14 protein-coding genes are annotated in these 14,839 nt (G+C 73.6%); 7 read left to right on the top strand and 7 right to left on the bottom strand.

The features are described 5' to 3' along the window. Positions 1-735: 735 nt before the first annotated feature. Entirely contained in the window at positions 736-1,929 is a 1,194-nt protein-coding gene (locus A6A25_RS11750; RefSeq protein ID WP_083668263.1) for an endo-1,4-beta-xylanase, read from the bottom strand. A gap of 281 nt (positions 1,930-2,210) precedes the next feature. Between A6A25_RS11750 and A6A25_RS11745 the strand changes: the two genes are divergently transcribed. From A6A25_RS11745 to A6A25_RS11730, 4 genes are read left to right on the top strand one after another with little or no spacing between them, the layout of a single operon-like run. Continuing rightward, positions 2,211-2,525 carry a lycopene cyclase domain-containing protein gene (locus A6A25_RS11745; protein ID WP_073888425.1) on the top strand — a complete coding sequence of 105 codons (315 nt, stop codon included), beginning with the start codon at positions 2,211-2,213 and terminating at the stop codon, positions 2,523-2,525. Next, the gene (locus A6A25_RS11740; protein WP_073888423.1) at positions 2,518-2,844 is read left to right on the top strand and encodes a lycopene cyclase domain-containing protein; all 327 of its coding nucleotides are present in this window, start codon (positions 2,518-2,520) and stop codon (positions 2,842-2,844) included. The genes A6A25_RS11745 and A6A25_RS11740 overlap by 8 nt, the downstream gene beginning before the upstream one ends. Beyond that, positions 2,822-3,538, top strand: a complete 717-nt coding sequence (locus A6A25_RS11735) for a class I SAM-dependent methyltransferase (protein WP_073888421.1) — start codon at positions 2,822-2,824, stop codon at positions 3,536-3,538. Before A6A25_RS11740 ends, A6A25_RS11735 begins: the two co-directional genes overlap by 23 nt. Beyond that, a complete protein-coding gene (locus tag A6A25_RS11730) occupies positions 3,535-5,058 on the top strand; it encodes an FAD-dependent oxidoreductase (protein WP_073888419.1) in 1,524 nt (507 codons plus the stop codon). Before A6A25_RS11735 ends, A6A25_RS11730 begins: the two co-directional genes overlap by 4 nt. 7 nt (positions 5,059-5,065) lie before the next feature. Here the strand turns inward: A6A25_RS11730 and A6A25_RS11725 are convergent, their stop codons facing one another. From A6A25_RS11725 to A6A25_RS11710, 4 genes are all read right to left on the bottom strand, one after another. Next, a complete protein-coding gene (locus A6A25_RS11725) occupies positions 5,066-5,932 on the bottom strand; it encodes a MerR family transcriptional regulator (RefSeq protein WP_073888417.1) in 867 nt (288 codons plus the stop codon). 13 nt (positions 5,933-5,945) lie between these two features. Next, a complete protein-coding gene (locus tag A6A25_RS11720) occupies positions 5,946-6,230 on the bottom strand; it encodes a WhiB family transcriptional regulator (RefSeq protein WP_073888415.1) in 285 nt (94 codons plus the stop codon). A 79-nt stretch (positions 6,231-6,309) separates the two neighbouring features. After that, positions 6,310-7,272, bottom strand: coding sequence for a DUF5914 domain-containing protein (locus A6A25_RS11715; protein ID WP_073888413.1), 963 nt, complete (start codon positions 7,270-7,272; stop codon positions 6,310-6,312). Between the two features lie 15 nt (positions 7,273-7,287). Beyond that, the gene (locus A6A25_RS11710) at positions 7,288-8,214 is read right to left on the bottom strand and encodes a phytoene/squalene synthase family protein (protein ID WP_073888411.1); all 927 of its coding nucleotides are present in this window, start codon (positions 8,212-8,214) and stop codon (positions 7,288-7,290) included. Between the two features lie 149 nt (positions 8,215-8,363). Between A6A25_RS11710 and A6A25_RS11705 the strand changes: the two genes are divergently transcribed. The 3 genes from A6A25_RS11705 to A6A25_RS11695 all read left to right on the top strand — a co-directional run bounded on the left by A6A25_RS11705 (position 8,364) and on the right by A6A25_RS11695 (position 11,598). Next, positions 8,364-9,470 (top strand): polyprenyl synthetase family protein, encoded by a 1,107-nt coding sequence (locus tag A6A25_RS11705; protein ID WP_083668262.1) that lies wholly within the window; start codon positions 8,364-8,366, stop codon positions 9,468-9,470. Between the two features lie 13 nt (positions 9,471-9,483). Further along, entirely contained in the window at positions 9,484-10,950 is a 1,467-nt protein-coding gene (gene crtI, locus A6A25_RS11700; RefSeq protein WP_073888409.1) for a phytoene desaturase family protein, read from the top strand. Positions 10,951-11,193: 243 nt separating this feature from the next. After that, the gene (locus tag A6A25_RS11695; protein WP_073888407.1) at positions 11,194-11,598 is read left to right on the top strand and encodes an STAS domain-containing protein; all 405 of its coding nucleotides are present in this window, start codon (positions 11,194-11,196) and stop codon (positions 11,596-11,598) included. A gap of 64 nt (positions 11,599-11,662) precedes the next feature. On the opposite strand, the gene A6A25_RS11690 is transcribed toward A6A25_RS11695, so the two are convergent. Continuing rightward, entirely contained in the window at positions 11,663-12,046 is a 384-nt protein-coding gene (locus tag A6A25_RS11690; RefSeq protein ID WP_073888404.1) for a hypothetical protein, read from the bottom strand. Between the two features lie 45 nt (positions 12,047-12,091). Then, positions 12,092-14,440, bottom strand: coding sequence for a SpoIIE family protein phosphatase (locus A6A25_RS11685; protein ID WP_158073716.1), 2,349 nt, complete (start codon positions 14,438-14,440; stop codon positions 12,092-12,094). Between the last annotated feature and the right edge of the window lie 399 nt (positions 14,441-14,839).

Raw genomic sequence — 14,839 nt, 5'->3', positions numbered from 1 at the left:
CGACGACTACACCGATGATCACCGTGACTTACCGCCCCGTGCGGATCACCGACCCACCCGCCATTCCCGATGAGACCTGCCCGGCCACCAGAAACCACCACTATAAGGATCGACCTCGACCCGCACAACGACCAGCCCGCCTGAGGAGAACCGCCGCCCACACCCGAGTGGGACGACGCAGTCCCCGCCGCGGTTCGAACCTGCGCAGCCCTTCGACATGCGGCACCCCTCGCCGATCCGGCGGCGACGTGGACGTCGTCGCCGGATGATCCGGCGGCGCAGTCGAACGAACCGATGTCCTACTGCTGTGCTTCATCGCCGTGCGGTCGCCACTGCGACGATCGCTGATGCCCTCTGATCCGCAGTCTGCGTCCGTTCGCGTCGGCACAGGCGATCCGGCGACCGTATCGGCAGGTCAGCGCCGGCCCAGGACGTACGGCGCATCTTGGAAGCGGTTCACCCCAACGGTGTTGTTTGCCGTCGGTTCGGCGGGTTCACCCATCGGGACGACCTTATTTGGCATTGGTCAAGAATCTGGAGCGACCCACTCCTGAATTGGCCCCTGCACGCTCGGCCTGGTGGCGGGAATCGTCCAGCGTCCCGATCTGCTCTACCTCACCGTGCTGCCCATGAGGTGGAGTGGTGGAACGGACCGTGGCCTGGATCACCGGACATCGCCGCTGCGTGCGACTACCAACGACCACGAGGCCATGGTCCACTGGTCGGTGACTCGCATCACCAGCTGCCGACTCCCCAACCCAGTAGCTCGGGAACAGCTACCAACACAACGATCATGTCCGCAGCGCGACAGCGTTCGAGAAGCACCGTCCGCTCCTCATCAGCGTTCGGCGCGACCTCGCGGGCCACCCGGAACGCCGTGCGCAGGTAGTCCAGCCCGGTGATCTCGAACCACTTGCTGCGGCGCAGGCCGTCGGCCTGGTTCTCGTCGATGACCTCGTTCACCACGTCCCACACTCCGATGTCGGCGCCGAAGTGACCGACCACGCCGCGGATGTGCGCTTCCAGGCGGGACAGCAGCAGGGCCTTGTTCTCCGGCGTCGCGGTCATGTCGTTGCCCGCCGCGTCCTTGAACACCCACGCCGGGGTCTGCTGGTGCCACACCAACGTGTGACCGCGCACGGCCGCGCCGTTCGCCTTCGCCCAGGCGACCAGGGCCTCCGCGTCGGTGAAGCGGAACGTGCCCTCGGTCGGCTCGGTCGCGTCCCACTTCAGCGTGTTGCCGGGCGTGATCGAGTTGAAGTGCTTGGCGAGCAACTGGCCGTGGTTGTTGAGCAGTTCCGCGGTCCCGACCGCCGCGCCCACCGCGAAGTGGTCGGCCAGCACGTCCTTGACCGACGGGATGTCGGTCTGGATCGGCGGCAACGGCGTGTAGGAGAGGGAGAAGTCGTCGATGTGCAGGGACGCGGTGGCGCTGCCCAGCTCGACGTAGGTGCTGAGGAAGTCGACGTCGGCGGCCAGCGTGTAGCTGCCGCGCAGGTTGACCCAGCCGTCGGCGGTGACCGCGGTGTCGCCGACGACCTGGTCGTAGCTGGGCGTGCCCGCGGTGCGGCGTTCGACGGACAGCCGGGCCTGCGTCGCCGCCTCGCCCGCCGCCAGGCGCACCCACACCGACAGGTCGTAGCGGATGCCCTTCTGCGCCTGGTCCAGCAGGTTCAGCGTCGGCCCCTGCCAGGACTGGTCACGACCGGTGACCGCGAGGCTGTGGGTGCCGCTGCGGGCCACCGCGGTGCTGGGCGCGACCGCTTCGCTCGCGCGGGGCGTCCAGCCCTGCGCCGTGCCGTCGTCGAACGTGCTGGAGACGACGACCACGGGTTCGTCGGCGGCGGCCTGTGGGCTCGCGTGCGCCGCCAACGTGACCAGGCCGGCCACGACCGAGGTCGCGAGCACACCGGCGAGAACTCTCCTCATCGAGAATCCCTCTTCCGTCGGACGTTCTGGGAGCGCTCCCAGAACATCTCGCCCGGACTATAGGCAGCCGCGTCGACCGCCGCCCAGCCGCCGTTCAGCCCAAACGCCGCCGCGGGAGGTGTCCGGCAGCCGCCCGACGCCTCGTGACCTACCCCGTCCCGGTATCCGGGGAAGTGGCCGGGCTCCCGCCGACCCCGGTCGGCCGGGTTCGGCCCGGACCGCTTGTCATGCGAACCCGCCCGCGCGCTTCTACGGTCGAGGCGAGACGGCGCGGAGGTGTCATGAGGAGCCAGTACGAGTACCTGGCCGTGTTGTTCGCCTGCTTGCTCGTCACCGCGCCCCTGGAGTGGCTCGGCCACGGCGTGTACCGCCGGGCCCCCGACGTCGCCCGCGCCGTCCTGCCGGTGCTGGCGGTGCTGGTGGTGTGGGACGTGGTGGCGATCGTGCGCGGGCACTGGAGCTTCCACGAGGAGAGCACGACCGGCGTGGTGCTGGGCGGTGTCCTGCCGGTCGAAGAGGTGCTGTTCTTCGTGGCCATCCCGCTGTGCGCGTTGCTGACCTACGAGACCGTCCGCCGGATGTTGCGCGATGGTTAGGGAATACCTGCTGGCCGCGGTGACCGCGGCGGTCCTGGTGGTGCTGCTGGAACTCCTCGCCCTGCGCACGGGGCTGTTCCGCCGTCCCGCCTACTGGATCACGATGGCGATCGTGCTCGGCTTCCAGGTGCCGGTGGACGGGTGGCTGACCAAGCTCGACGCGCCCGTCGTGCGGTACGCGGACTGGGCGATCAGCGGCGTGCGCGTCCCGTGGGACATCCCGGTCGAGGACTTCCTGTACGGCTTCGCGATGGTGACCGCGGTGCTGTTGTTGTGGGAGCGGAGGAGGAACGCGCATGGCGCGGTTGACCGCCGCTGAGGTGCCGGGGTCGTTCGACCGGGCGGCACAGGCCTACGACCTGCTGGTCGGCCTGAACCCCGGTTACCACCGCGCGTTGCGGACCTCCGCGCGGGCGCTCGGCCTGCCGCGGCGCGGTGCCGGGCTGCGCGTGCTCGATTTGGGCTGCGGCACGGGCGCGTCGACCGCGGCGCTGCTGGACGTCGCGCCGGAGGCCGAGGTCGTCGCGGTGGACGCGTCCGCCGGGATGCTCGCTCGGGCACGGGCCAAGCCGTGGCCGGACACCGTCACGTTCGTGCGCGGCCGCGTCGAGGACCTGGACGTGCGCGGGCCGTTCGACGCGGTGTTCGCCGCCTTCCTGGTGCGCAACCTGCCCGATCCCGATGCCGGTCTGCGGGCCGCCCGCGCGCTTTTGGAACCCGGTGCGCCCCTGGTCCTGCACGAGTACTCGGTGCGCGACTCGGTGCTCCGCACGGCGATCTGGACGGCGATGTGCGGGCTGGTGGTCGTGCCGGCCGGGTGGCTGCTCACCGGGGACCGCGCGCTCTACACCTACCTGTGGCGCAGCGTGATGCGATTCGACGGCGCGAGCGCGCTGCGCGACCGCATGCGGTACAACGGTTTCGTCGCGGTGCGGAGCCGTCCCGCACGGGGACCGCAGCTCGGCGTCGTGCACACGTTCACCGGCCGGGCGCCACGGCAGGAGCACCGGTGAAGCCCCGTGACCGCAAGGCGGTGCGCATCGCCGGACCCGGCGGGCGCGCGCGGTTCGACGACGAACCGACCGTGGTCGTGGTCGGCGCCGGCATCGCCGGGCTGGCCGCCGCGACGATCCTCGCCGAACGCGGCGCGCGGGTCGTGGTGTGCGAGCGCGAGCACCACCTCGGCGGCCGGGTGGGCGGGTGGTCGACCCGGCTCGCCGACGGCAGCGAGGTCACGATGACCCGCGGCTTCCACGCGTTCTTCCGGCAGTACTACAACCTGCGCGCGTTGCTGCGCCGCGTCGACCCCGGCGGCAGGGCGCTGGTCGGCCTGCCGGACTACCCGCTGTGGCACGGCGACGGGCACCGGGACGGGTTCGCCGGGCTGCCCGGGGCGTTGCCGTGGAACGCGCTGGCCTTCCTGCGCCGCAGCCCGACGTTCCGCTGGGCCGACCTGCCCTCGGTGGACGCGCGGGCCGCGTTGCCGCTGCTGGACGTGTCCGTGCCCGCCGTCTACCGGGAGCTGGACCACCTCGACGCGGCCACGTACCTGGAGCGCATCCGCTTCCCCCGGCCCGCGCACGCGCTGGCGTTCGAGGTGTTCTCCCGCAGCTTCTTCGCCCACCCGAGCCGGATGTCGGCGGCCGAGCTCGCGCTCATGTTCCACATCTACTTCCTGGGCTCGGCGGAAGGGCTGCTGTTCGACGTGGCCGCCGACCCGTTCCCGCACGGTCTGTGGGAGCCGCTCGCGCGTCACCTCGGCGAGCTGGGCGCGGTCGTGCGGCGGGGCGTCGAGGTGCGGTCGGTGGAGCCCGGCGGGGCCAAGCGGTTCGCGGTGAGCGTCGCCGACGACGTGCTCGACGCGGACGCCGTCGTGCTGGCCGCCGACGTGCCCGGGTTGCGCCGGCTGGTGGCCGCGTCACCGCGCCTGGGTGACGCGGCGTGGCGCGCGCGGATCGCGGACCTGCGGACCGCGCCGCCGTTCCTGGTGTCGCGGTACTGGCTGGACCGGCCGGTGGACCCGGACCGCCCCGGTTTCCTCGGCACCAGCGGGTACGGCCTGCTCGACAACGTGACCGTGCTCGACCACTACGAGCACGAGGCGCGGGCGTGGGCCGCGCGCACCGGCGGTTCGGTGGTGGAGCTGCACGGGTACGCGCTGCCGTCCGACGAGCCCGACGCCCGCGCGCGGCTGTGGGAGCAGCTGACCGAGGTCTACCCGGAGACCAAGCGTGCCGGTGTCGTGGACGAGCGCCACGAACTGCGGTCGGACTGCCCGCTGTTCCCGTCGGGAGGGTTCGCCGGCCGACCGCCCGTGCGCACCCCGGACGACTTCCTCGTGCTGGCGGGCGACCTGGTGCGGATCGACCTGCCGGTCGCGCTGATGGAACGCGCGGCCACCACGGGGTTCGCCGCGGCGAACCGGCTGCTGAGCCGGTGGGGCGTGGCGGGAACCGACCTGTGGTCCGTGCCCATGACGGGCCGGGGACCGCTGCTGCGCGCCGTGGCCCGCTGCTGGGGTCGGACACCCTAGGCGGTGCCTAGGCGCGGACCTGGTCCACGATCAGCCGCACGGCGTCGGGCAGCGTGGCGGGCCGCCGCACGGCGTCGGGCAGCGCGAGCCCGTCCCAGCCCGGTCCGGCGGCCACCACGACGGTGTCGGCACGGCGGCGCAGGTCCCCGATCGGCACGGCGTCGGCGAGGTCGGCGCGATGCGCCCAGACCACGACCACGGCGGGCCGCAGTCGGTCCAGCGCGTCGCACAGCGCCGCCGCGGGCACGCGCGCGCCGAGGCCGCGCCACCGGCAGTCCTCTTCGGACAGCGCGGCGCCGAGGGCTTCCAGCGCCAGCGTGTGCTGCTCGTCCGGCGCGCACGACAACAACGCGGCCGGCGCGCCGTCGCCGTCGGGGTACGGCACACCGCGCAGCGCGTGCAGCAGCCCGGCGCTGGCCAGGTGCTCCACCTCCACGCCCGCGCCGCGCCGGGACACCCGGTCGCCGAGCTCGATCAGGAACGGCGCCAGCACCGACTGCCACGACGCCACGACGCCGTGCCCGGCGATCAGGTCGGCCGCGAGCCGGCGCACCCGCGGCTCGTCGAGCCGGTCGGCGGCGGTGAGAAACCCCCGCCGGGCGGCCCGCGCGGCGTCCGCCGTCAGCGCGTCCCCGACCCGCCGCGGGCGGTCCGGCGCGGGGTCGACCGCCTGCCGGGCGGCCTCCGCCGGTGCCAAGCCCCGCGCGGTCAGCGCGACCATGCGCCGCAACCGGTCGACCTCGTCGTCGCGGTAACGGCGGTGACCGCCCGCGGTGCGGCCGGTCGGTCCCAGCCCGTAGCGCTGGTCCCACGTGCGCAGCGTGGTGGGCGAGATGCCGAGCATCGCCGCGACCGCGCGGGGTGTCCAGCTCATCGACTCCCGGCTCTCACTTCCTGGCGCGTTCGGAGAGCATAGACCGCAACTCGCTCTCGCCGAGCCCTCCCCAGACGCCGAACGTCTCGTGCACCTCCAACGCGTGCTCCCGGCACTGCCGCATGACCGGGCACCGCCGGCAGATGGCCTTCGCCGTCGCCTCGCGCCGCTCACGGGCCGCGCCGCGCTCGTTGGGCGTGTGGAAGAAGTAGGCGCTGTCCATGCCGCGGCACAGACCGGACAGCTGCCAGTCCCAGGACTCGGTGACCGGGCGAGGCAGGCGGGAGAGCTCGGGCATGGCGCACGTCCTCGGCGAGTCGGAGCGGTGACGGGCTCCACCCTAAAATCGACTCAGAACCGATGCAACTTGGCGGCCGTCAGTCGGGGAACGCGCCCTTCGACCGGAGCGCGTACCGGCGCTCGGCGTAGGCCAAGTCGTCACGCCAGAGCCGTGCGGCGGCCCGGCGCATGACCGGCCTGATCACCGGCCCCAGCCGCCTGACCAGCGCGAACCCCGGCCGATCCGACCGCGCGACGGTGGCCTCGACCACCGCGGTCCGCCCGCTGTCCAGCGGTGTGGCGTGCGTCTCGACCACGCTGCCCTCCCCCTCGCCGGACACGATGCGCATCACCACCGTCCGCGGCTCGGGACAGCTGAACTCGGCGGTGACCGGCACGCCGAGCCGACCGGTCACCCGGAACGTCACCTCCACCAGGAAGCGGTCCCGGTCCTCGGTGGGCGTCTCCAACACGCGCAGGTTCGCGAACGAGTACGGGTGGAACCACGCGCCGTGCCACGGGTCGAGCCGGTTCGCGACCACGTCTTCGGGTTCGCACCGGCCGATCAGCGTCGCGACCGCGTCGAGCGACCCCGCGGGCGGGCGCCGGGGCACCACCGGCGCGGGCAGCGGCCGCTCACCGCCCACGTCGTCCAGGCGCACCCACACGAGCACGCCGTCGTCGTGCGCGGGGAACGGGCTCCACGCGCCGAACCGCTGACCGCCCAGCGCGAGCCCGTGCCAGCGGCAGACCAGCTTCCCGTCGGAGACCGCGCCGTCGCACAGCGGCGCGCCCAAGTGCGGGCACGAGCCGGGACCGGCCTCGAGCTCGTCACCCCGCCCGCGCCACAGCACCACCTCGTGGCCGGCGACCGTGCGGCCGAACGGCTTGCCGCGCACCACGTCTCGGCTCGCACCGACCACGAACCAGTTGCCCGACGGCCGAGCGGTGGCGCGTTTCAGCGCCGCCTCGATGAGCGCGGGCTTCGCGTCCCGCCACGTCGGTTCCTGCTGGGACCACGGCGGTCCGGTGAACTTCCGCAGCGGCAGGCGGTTCGGCATCTTTCTCCTTCGAGGTCAGGCCGTGCGGGCGAGCACGGCCTTGGCGAACGCGGGCAGCGCGACGGCGAGCCGCCTGCCGTTCGACACCGCGACGCGCCGGGACAGCACGTCGCAGCCCGCTTCCTCGACCAGGTCGAGGATCCGGCCGTAGAGCCGGTACGCGGTGGCGACGCAGGGCCGCGACCGCGGCGCCAGCATCGCGATGCCCGGCCGCGCTTGGGCGTACACGCGGCGGGCGTGCCCGACCTGGTCGCGCAGCGCCGCCCGGACGCGGACGTCGGCCCGACCCGCCGCCCGCGCCCGCACCAGTCGGTCGCGGTCGACGCCGAACGCCGCGAGTTCGTCGGCCGGCAGGTACACCCGGCCGCGGTCGAGGTCCTCGCTCACGTCGCGGATGAAGTTGGTGAGCTGGAAGGCGATGCCGAGCGCGGCGGCGGCCGGCTCCGCCTCGTCCGCGGGCACGACGGTCCCGAGCACCGGGAGCACCTGCAAGCCGATGACGGCCGCCGAACCGTGCACGTACCGCAGCAGCTCGGCGCGCGTCGCGTAGTCCGTGACGGTCAGGTCCATCCGCATCGAGGCCATGAAGTCGCGGAAGTGGACGTCGGGGATGGCGTACCGCCGCGCGGTGTCCAGCAGCGCGGTCAGGACGGGGTCGGAGGTGGTGCCCCGGCCCAGTGCGGACGCGAGGGCGACCTCGACCGCCGCCAGCCGTTCCGCCTTCCGCCCCGGGTCGCCGTGCACGTCGTCCACGATGTCGTCGACCCACCGGGCGAACCCGTACAGCGCGTGCACCGCGGGCCGTTGCTCCGGGCTGAGCATCCTCGTCGCGAGGAAGTACGTGCGGCCGTGTTCGGCATTGAGCGCGCGGCACCGGCGATACGCCTCGCGCAGCGGTTGCCCGGTGATGCCCGCGGCATCCAGCTCCCGGTCTGCGGACATGTCGTGGGGATCCTTCCGGCGACGGCTGTGCACCAACGCTAAGTCGGCCCGCCGGGCTCCGCACAACCAGCGCCACTCGTCATGCGGGGCGCCGGCGGCGCTGCTTAGCTCGATCCACCGGAGGTCCGACGACACGCGAGGGGGCGACGATGTCGCTGTTGGCCGGCACGGACACCCATACACCCGCTCCGCCGGCGACGGAGGAGTTCGCGGCCCGGTTCGGCGTCGCGCTGGACGACTTCTTCCTCACGCGCCCGGACGTCGACGCCGCACGGGAACTCGTCGCGGAGGTCCGCGCGCTGGTCCTGGCCGGTGGCAAGCGGATGCGGCCCGCGTTCGCGTGGTGGGGCTGGCGCGCGGCGGGTGGGGCGGCGCACGGGGACGCGGCGGAGGCCACCGTGCGGGCGCTGGTGTCGTTGGAACTGCTGCAGTGCTGCGCGCTGGTGCACGACGACGTGATGGACCGCTCGGCGACCCGGCGCGGCAGACCTGCCGTACACGAGGCGTTCGCCGCGCGGCACCGGCGGCACCGGTGGTCGGGCAGCGCGCGCCACCACGGCGACTGCGCCGCGATCCTGGTCGGCGACCTCGCCCTGGCGTGGGCCGACGACGCGCTCGTCACGGCCGGGTTGCCCGCCGAGGCGCTGCGCCGCGCGTGGCGGCCCTGGCAGGAGATGCGGACGGAGATGATGGCCGGTCAGCACCTCGACCTGCTCGCGACGGCACGCCGCGAGGGGTCGCTGGAAGCCGCGTTGCGCGTCGCGTCGCTGAAGACCGCCGCGTACACCGTCGAACGCCCGCTGCACCTGGGCGCCGCGCTCGCCGACGCGCCGGCCGACCTGGTCGAGGGCCTGCGCGAGTTCGGCCGTGACATCGGGGTGGCGTTCCAGCTCCGCGACGATCTGATCGGCGTGTTCGGCGACGGCGCGGTGACGGGCAAGCCCGTCGGCGAGGACCTGCGCGAGGGCAAGCGCACCCCGTTGATGGCGATCGCGATCGCCCGCGCCACCGCGGCGGGCGACCACGCCGCGCGGCGGACGCTGCTGCGCTGCTTCACCGGCGTGCCCGTCACGGACGAGACCGTCACCGCCGTGCGGGCGCTGCTGGTCGACCTCGGCGCGGTCGAGGCCGTCGAGCGGCACATCGGCACGCTGACCGCGAGCGGGCTCGCCGCGCTGGACCGCGCGGCCGTCGACGAGGTCGCCCGCACGCACCTGAAGCGGTTGGCGGCCAAGGCCGTCCACCGCCGCGACTGACGAGGGGACCACCGTGGCGCGCGTCGTGAAGGGCCGAACCGACTCGGTCGTCGTGGTCGGAGCGGGCTTGGCCGGGCTGTCCGCCGCGCTGCACCTGCGCGGGGCCGGGCACGAGGTGACGGTGCTGGAGCAGCAGGCGCACCCCGGTGGCCTGGCGGGCAGGCTCGACGTCGCCGGGCACCTCGTCGACACCGGGCCGACCGTGCTCACCATGCCGGAACTGCTGGAGGACGCGTTCGCGGCGGTGGGCGCGCGGCTCGCCGACCACTTGGACCTCGTGCCGCTGCACCCGGCCTACCGCGCCGAGTTCGCCGACGGCAGCGGGCTCGACGTGCACACCGACGCCGCCGCGATGGAGCGGGAGGTGGCGGAGTTCGCGGGCCGCCGCGAAGCCGACGGCTACCTCGCGCTGCGCGCCTGGCTGACCCGGCTGCACGAAGTCGAGCGCGACCGGTTCCTCGGCACGAGCTTCGACTCGCCGCTGGACCTGCTGGGACGGGACCTGGTCACCCTCGCGCGGCTCGGCGGCTTCGGCTCGCTGGCGCGGGCGGTCGGCCGGTTCCTGCGCGACGACCGGCTCCGGCGGGTGTTCACCTTCCAGGCCCTGTACGCCGGGGTGGCGCCCGCCGACGCGCTCGCCGCCTACGCCGTGATCGCCTACATGGACACCGTCGCCGGGGTGTGGTTCCCGCGCGGCGGCATGCGTGCCGTGCCCCGGGCGCTCGCCGACGCCGCGACCGCCGCGGGCGTGCGGTTCCACTACGACACCGAGGTGGTCTCGCTGGAACGCGCCGGCGCACGGGTGACCGCCGTCCGCACCGCGACCGGCCGCTTCCCGTGCGACGCGGTCGTGCTCGCCGCGGGTCCGGCGCGCGGCACGCGCCTGCTCGGCGGCGCGCCGCGTCGACCGCGTCCGCTGCGGTGGTCGCCGTCCGCCGTGGTGGTGCACCTCAGCGCTCCACGAGTGGTGGCCGGCCTGGGCCACCACACCCTCTCGTTCGGCTCGGCGTGGGAGGGCACGTTCGACGAGATCATCCGCCGGGGCAGGCTGATGAGCGACCCGTCCCTGCTGCTCACCACCCCGTCCCTCACCGATCCCGGGCTCGCGCCCGCGGGGCGGCACCTGCAGTACGCGCTGGCGCCGTGCCCGAACCTGGACGTCGGGCCGATCCGGTGGGACCGGGTCGGCCCGCGGTACGCCGAGGAGGTCGTCGGTGAACTCGTGTCCCGGAAGCTGCTCGACGCAGGCGTCGAGGTGCTGGCCGTCGTCACGCCCGACGACTGGGCCAGGTCCGGACAGGCGGCGGGCACCCCGTTCTCGGCGGCGCACACGTTCACCCAGACCGGCCCGTTCCGACCGCGCAACCTGCCGTTCCGCGAGGGCAACGTCGTGCTCGCCGGCAGTGGCACCACGCCCGGCGTGGGCATCCCGCCGGTGCTCCTGTCCGGCAGGCTCGCCGCCGAACGCCTGCGGCGGTGACGGCGGGCCCCGGTTCGCACCAGCGAGTGCGGATCGCGCCCCGTTCGCCCGGCGGTGCTCGTCCGGCCGGCGCTCCGGCCTCCTCACCAGGCGTGACGTCGCGGACGGCGACCGTGGTTGTGCATCCGCTGCGAGCGCCGTACGGTTGAGGTAGCCCAGCCGCCACAATCAGCTGCGCGGAGCGACGATTCGGGTTGAGCAGAAGCTCGGTTGTTGGTTCTCGTACCAACCGAGGAGTGCCCCGTGGGCGACACCCGCACCGAAACCCCTGCCACGACCACCCGCGTTCACCACCACGAAGGCATCGTCGTGGTCGAGGTCGTCGGCGAGATCGACATGGCCTGCGAATCGCCGGTCGGCACCGTGCTCGCCGCACAGCTGGACCAGCGGCCCGCCGGGCTGGTGGTGGACCTGACCGGGATCGACTTCTTCGGTTCGGCCGGTATCCAGCTGCTGGTGGAGGCCATCGAACGGGCGAAGCTGCGCGGTGTGACGCTGGCCGTCGCCACCGACCGGCGCGCAGTGCTGCGTCCCCTGGAAATCACCCTTGTGCGCGAGGTGCTGGACGTCCACCCGACCCTGGCCGACGCGATCGCGGCGGTGCGGGCGGACGACCTGCCCCGGGAACGACGCGTAGCGCACCAGTGAGCCACCGGCACGGTGGAGCCCCGGCACCCCGCAGCGGCACCGGGACTCCGCGCCCCACCGGGGCTCAGCTGTCATCGGCCGCCTGACCGCGCTGTTCGGCCTCGCTGCGGATCTCCGCTTCCGGCTGGTCGGCGGCGTCGCGGCTGACGACGTCCTCGCCCTGGTCGACCGGTTCGCCGGCCGGCCGGTCCACCTGCACGTCGGGCTGTTCCTCGGCGAGCCGGTCCGCCAGCGGCCGGGGGTGGGACTCCTCCCACGGCGTCATGCCGTACTTCGTGGCCCCGGACCAGCCCTCCGGCGGGTCCATCCCCGATTCCAGCGGGTCCTTCCTGATCCGGTCCTCGTCCAGGTCCTCGGCGCTGCTCAGGCCGGCCGGATCGGTTTCGACCGCGTCGGGCGACCCGGTGGCCTGCGGTTCCGAGTATGAGTTCAGGTCCTCCGTGCTCATACCAGGACGTGTACCCGTTCCGGCCGACCGCAATCGGCCGCACCATCAGGCCATGATCGTCGCGGCCACGATGCACGTGTCGTCCAGCGGGGTCGCGGGCACCAGGCGCGAAGTCAGCGCCTCGGGCATCTCGTCCGGGTCCAGGTCCGCGATGAACCCCCGGATCTCGTCCATCAGGCGTTCCAGGTCGTCGCCCCGGGCGCCCGCGGAGGGACGGCGCTCGATCAGGCCGTCGGTGAACATCAGCACCGTGTCACCGGGCGCCAGCAGCATCCGCGCCGTCGCGTACACCGCTCCCCGCACGGCGCCCAGGATCGGCCCGTCGGGACGGTCCAGCCGGTGCACCTCGTGCGCCCGCAGCAGCAGCGGCGCGGGGTGTCCCGCCTGGGCCCACGACAGCCGGCGGGTGGTCGGCTCGAACCTGCCGACGACCGCCGAGGCCAGGGTCACTCCCCCGCCGCCGGTCAGCATGCGGTTCAGCACGTCGAGGACACCCGCCGGGTCGGGGTTGGTCAGCGCCGCACCGGTGGCCGCGTACCGCAGCTTCGCCATCGCCGCCGCGGTCGCCAGGCCGTGACCGGCGACGTCACCGATGGCCAGCAGCGTGCTGCCGTCGTCGATCGGGAACGCGTGGTACCAGTCGCCGCCGACCTCGGCCCACTGCTCGGCCGCGAGGTAGCGCACGGCGACCTTCATCCCCGGCAGGTCGAGCGGGCGGCTCGGCAGCGGCAGCACGGCGGAGCGGAGGTGGTCCGCGACCTGGTGCTCCTGCGCGAACTGCTCGCTGAGGTCGAAGACCCGCTTCTCCGCCCGCCGCATCGCGGTCACGTCCTGCAGCACCACGTCCAGCCGCACGGGACGGCCCTCGACGTCCAGCACCGGTTCGCCGATGAACCGGCCGCACCTGATCTGGTCGCCCGCCTTCAGCCGCAGCTCGGAGTCGGCGCCCTCGCCGCGCTCCAGCATCCGCCGCACGGCGTTCTGCAGGATCGGCAGGTCCTCGCGGATGACGGACGCGCGGATCTCGTCCAGCGACATGGGACCCAGCGCCGGGTCGCGGTCGAAGATGACGTAGAGCTGGTCGGACCAGTCGATCTCGTCGGTCACCAGGTTCCACTCGCCCCAGCCGATGTTGCCCAGGCGTTGGACGCTGCGCAGCCGTTCGAGCTGCAACGGGTCCTCGTGCTCGTGCCAGGCCAGGATCAGGCCGTCGCCGAACTTGCCGATGGTCAACGTGTAGCGGCCGTGCTGCGGCAGGCCGGGCGTGTTCTCCTCGTAGTCGAAGATGCTGACCACCTCGCGGACCCCGGTGCGCAGGACGCGGTGGTAGGCGTCCCACAGCTCGGTGCCCGCGACGGTCGGGTAGCTGGTGAGGATGGTCCGCCCGACCAGCTGCCGGTACCGGCGGCCGGAGAAGTCCGTGGCGTCGGGGCTGGCGGCCTCGAACCGGAAGTCGACCACCTCGCCGTCCGCGCCGTGCACCGCGCCGAGCAACGCCACCGAGCCGGGCAGCACGTCGAGCAGGTGCTGGACCCAGAGCGTCCAGTTGCGGCCCTGCCTGGCGGCCTGCGCGCTCAGCTGCGCCAGCAGCGTGCACCCGGCGGCGCGGACCATCACCTCCAGCTCCCACCGCTCCTCCGCCGAGAAGTCGTGGTCCTGCGACCACAGCAGCCCCATGACGCCGGCGACGCGCGTCTGGTCCTGGAACGGCAGCCACGCGCGCGACCTCCACACCGTGGCCGGGTCGCCGATCAGGGCGTACCGCCGCCGGGCGTCGTCCAGGTCCGGCAACCACTGCGGCAGGCCGCTGCGGATGGAGGCGAGCGCGCCCGTTTCGAGCTGCAGCGGCACGCGCTCCCACTCCAGCCGCACCTTGGCGGGCACGTGCGCGGCGGCTTCCAACCGCAGCCCGCCGTCGGGTTCCACCAGGTAGACGAGCACGCCGTCGCAGCCGACGTGCTCGCGGACGAGTTCGGCCAACTCCTCGGGGTCGGCCGCGGTGCCGATCGCCGCGAGCGCCACCGGCTGCGGCGTGCGTTCGCCCAGGGGCGCCGGCGAGGGTTTCGGGATGTCGACCGGCCGCAGGGACCGGTCCGGGACGAAGAGGCCGTCGTTGGGCTCGGCGGGTGAGTTGGACGGCGGCCCGGGTGGTGCGGGCACGCCGAGCACCCCCGCCGCGATGACGGCCAGGTCGCTGCCCGTCGCCTGGGCGAGCCGGACCATGTCCTCGAACGCCTCGTCGGGACGGCAGGAGAGCCGCTCGGCCAGCACGCCCTTCGCCTGCTCGACCACGGCCTGGCTGCGGGCAGCCGCCCTCAGCCGGTCGATCTCGTCGCGCTGGCGGGCGACGAGGTCGGCCAGCGCCGAACCGGTCGGATCCCGCTGGACTGCCATCGCCTCCAGCATCACCCGCTCGACCGCCCCAGGCCAGCCGAACCCACACCAACCCCGCTACCGCCCCACCCGACCGACCGCACCAGCCCCTCGGCACACCCAACCGACCGCCCCAACTCCCGCACGCGCCCGCCCGCCACGCCCGCCCATCCGCCCCATCCGCCGCGCCCGCCCGACCGCCCATCCGCCGCGTCCCGATTACCGCCCGTACCCGAACCTTGGCCGTGCGCAGTGCCGGGGCTTGCGATCCGGTTACCGAGTTGAAATCCTTGGCCCGCACGTTTCGGCTCTGTGAACAACCTGCTGGGGGTAGGTCCTGGTGACAGCCAAGCGGACGGGCGAAGCGGTTGACACGGGCGGGTGCGCCCTGGGCCACCGGGCGTATCGCACCCGTGCCGG

This window comes from Saccharothrix sp. CB00851 (genome assembly GCF_001905065.1).
Lineage (GTDB): Bacteria > Actinomycetota > Actinomycetes > Mycobacteriales > Pseudonocardiaceae > Actinosynnema.
This window is presented reverse-complemented; position numbering and strand designations above follow the sequence as displayed.

Coding starts and splice junctions, on each gene's coding strand:
- A6A25_RS11750 (WP_083668263.1), bottom strand. CDS start 1,929: ATGAGGAGAGTTCTCGCCGGTGTGCTCGCGACCTCGGTCGTGGCCGGC.
- A6A25_RS11745 (WP_073888425.1), top strand. CDS start 2,211: ATGAGGAGCCAGTACGAGTACCTGGCCGTGTTGTTCGCCTGCTTGCTC.
- A6A25_RS11740 (WP_073888423.1), top strand. CDS start 2,518: ATGGTTAGGGAATACCTGCTGGCCGCGGTGACCGCGGCGGTCCTGGTG.
- A6A25_RS11735 (WP_073888421.1), top strand. CDS start 2,822: ATGGCGCGGTTGACCGCCGCTGAGGTGCCGGGGTCGTTCGACCGGGCG.
- A6A25_RS11725 (WP_073888417.1), bottom strand. CDS start 5,932: ATGAGCTGGACACCCCGCGCGGTCGCGGCGATGCTCGGCATCTCGCCC.
- A6A25_RS11720 (WP_073888415.1), bottom strand. CDS start 6,230: ATGCCCGAGCTCTCCCGCCTGCCTCGCCCGGTCACCGAGTCCTGGGAC.
- A6A25_RS11715 (WP_073888413.1), bottom strand. CDS start 7,272: ATGCCGAACCGCCTGCCGCTGCGGAAGTTCACCGGACCGCCGTGGTCC.
- A6A25_RS11710 (WP_073888411.1), bottom strand. CDS start 8,214: ATGTCCGCAGACCGGGAGCTGGATGCCGCGGGCATCACCGGGCAACCG.
- A6A25_RS11705 (WP_083668262.1), top strand. CDS start 8,364: ATGTCGCTGTTGGCCGGCACGGACACCCATACACCCGCTCCGCCGGCG.
- A6A25_RS11690 (WP_073888404.1), bottom strand. CDS start 12,046: ATGAGCACGGAGGACCTGAACTCATACTCGGAACCGCAGGCCACCGGG.
- A6A25_RS11685 (WP_158073716.1), bottom strand. CDS start 14,440: ATGGCAGTCCAGCGGGATCCGACCGGTTCGGCGCTGGCCGACCTCGTC.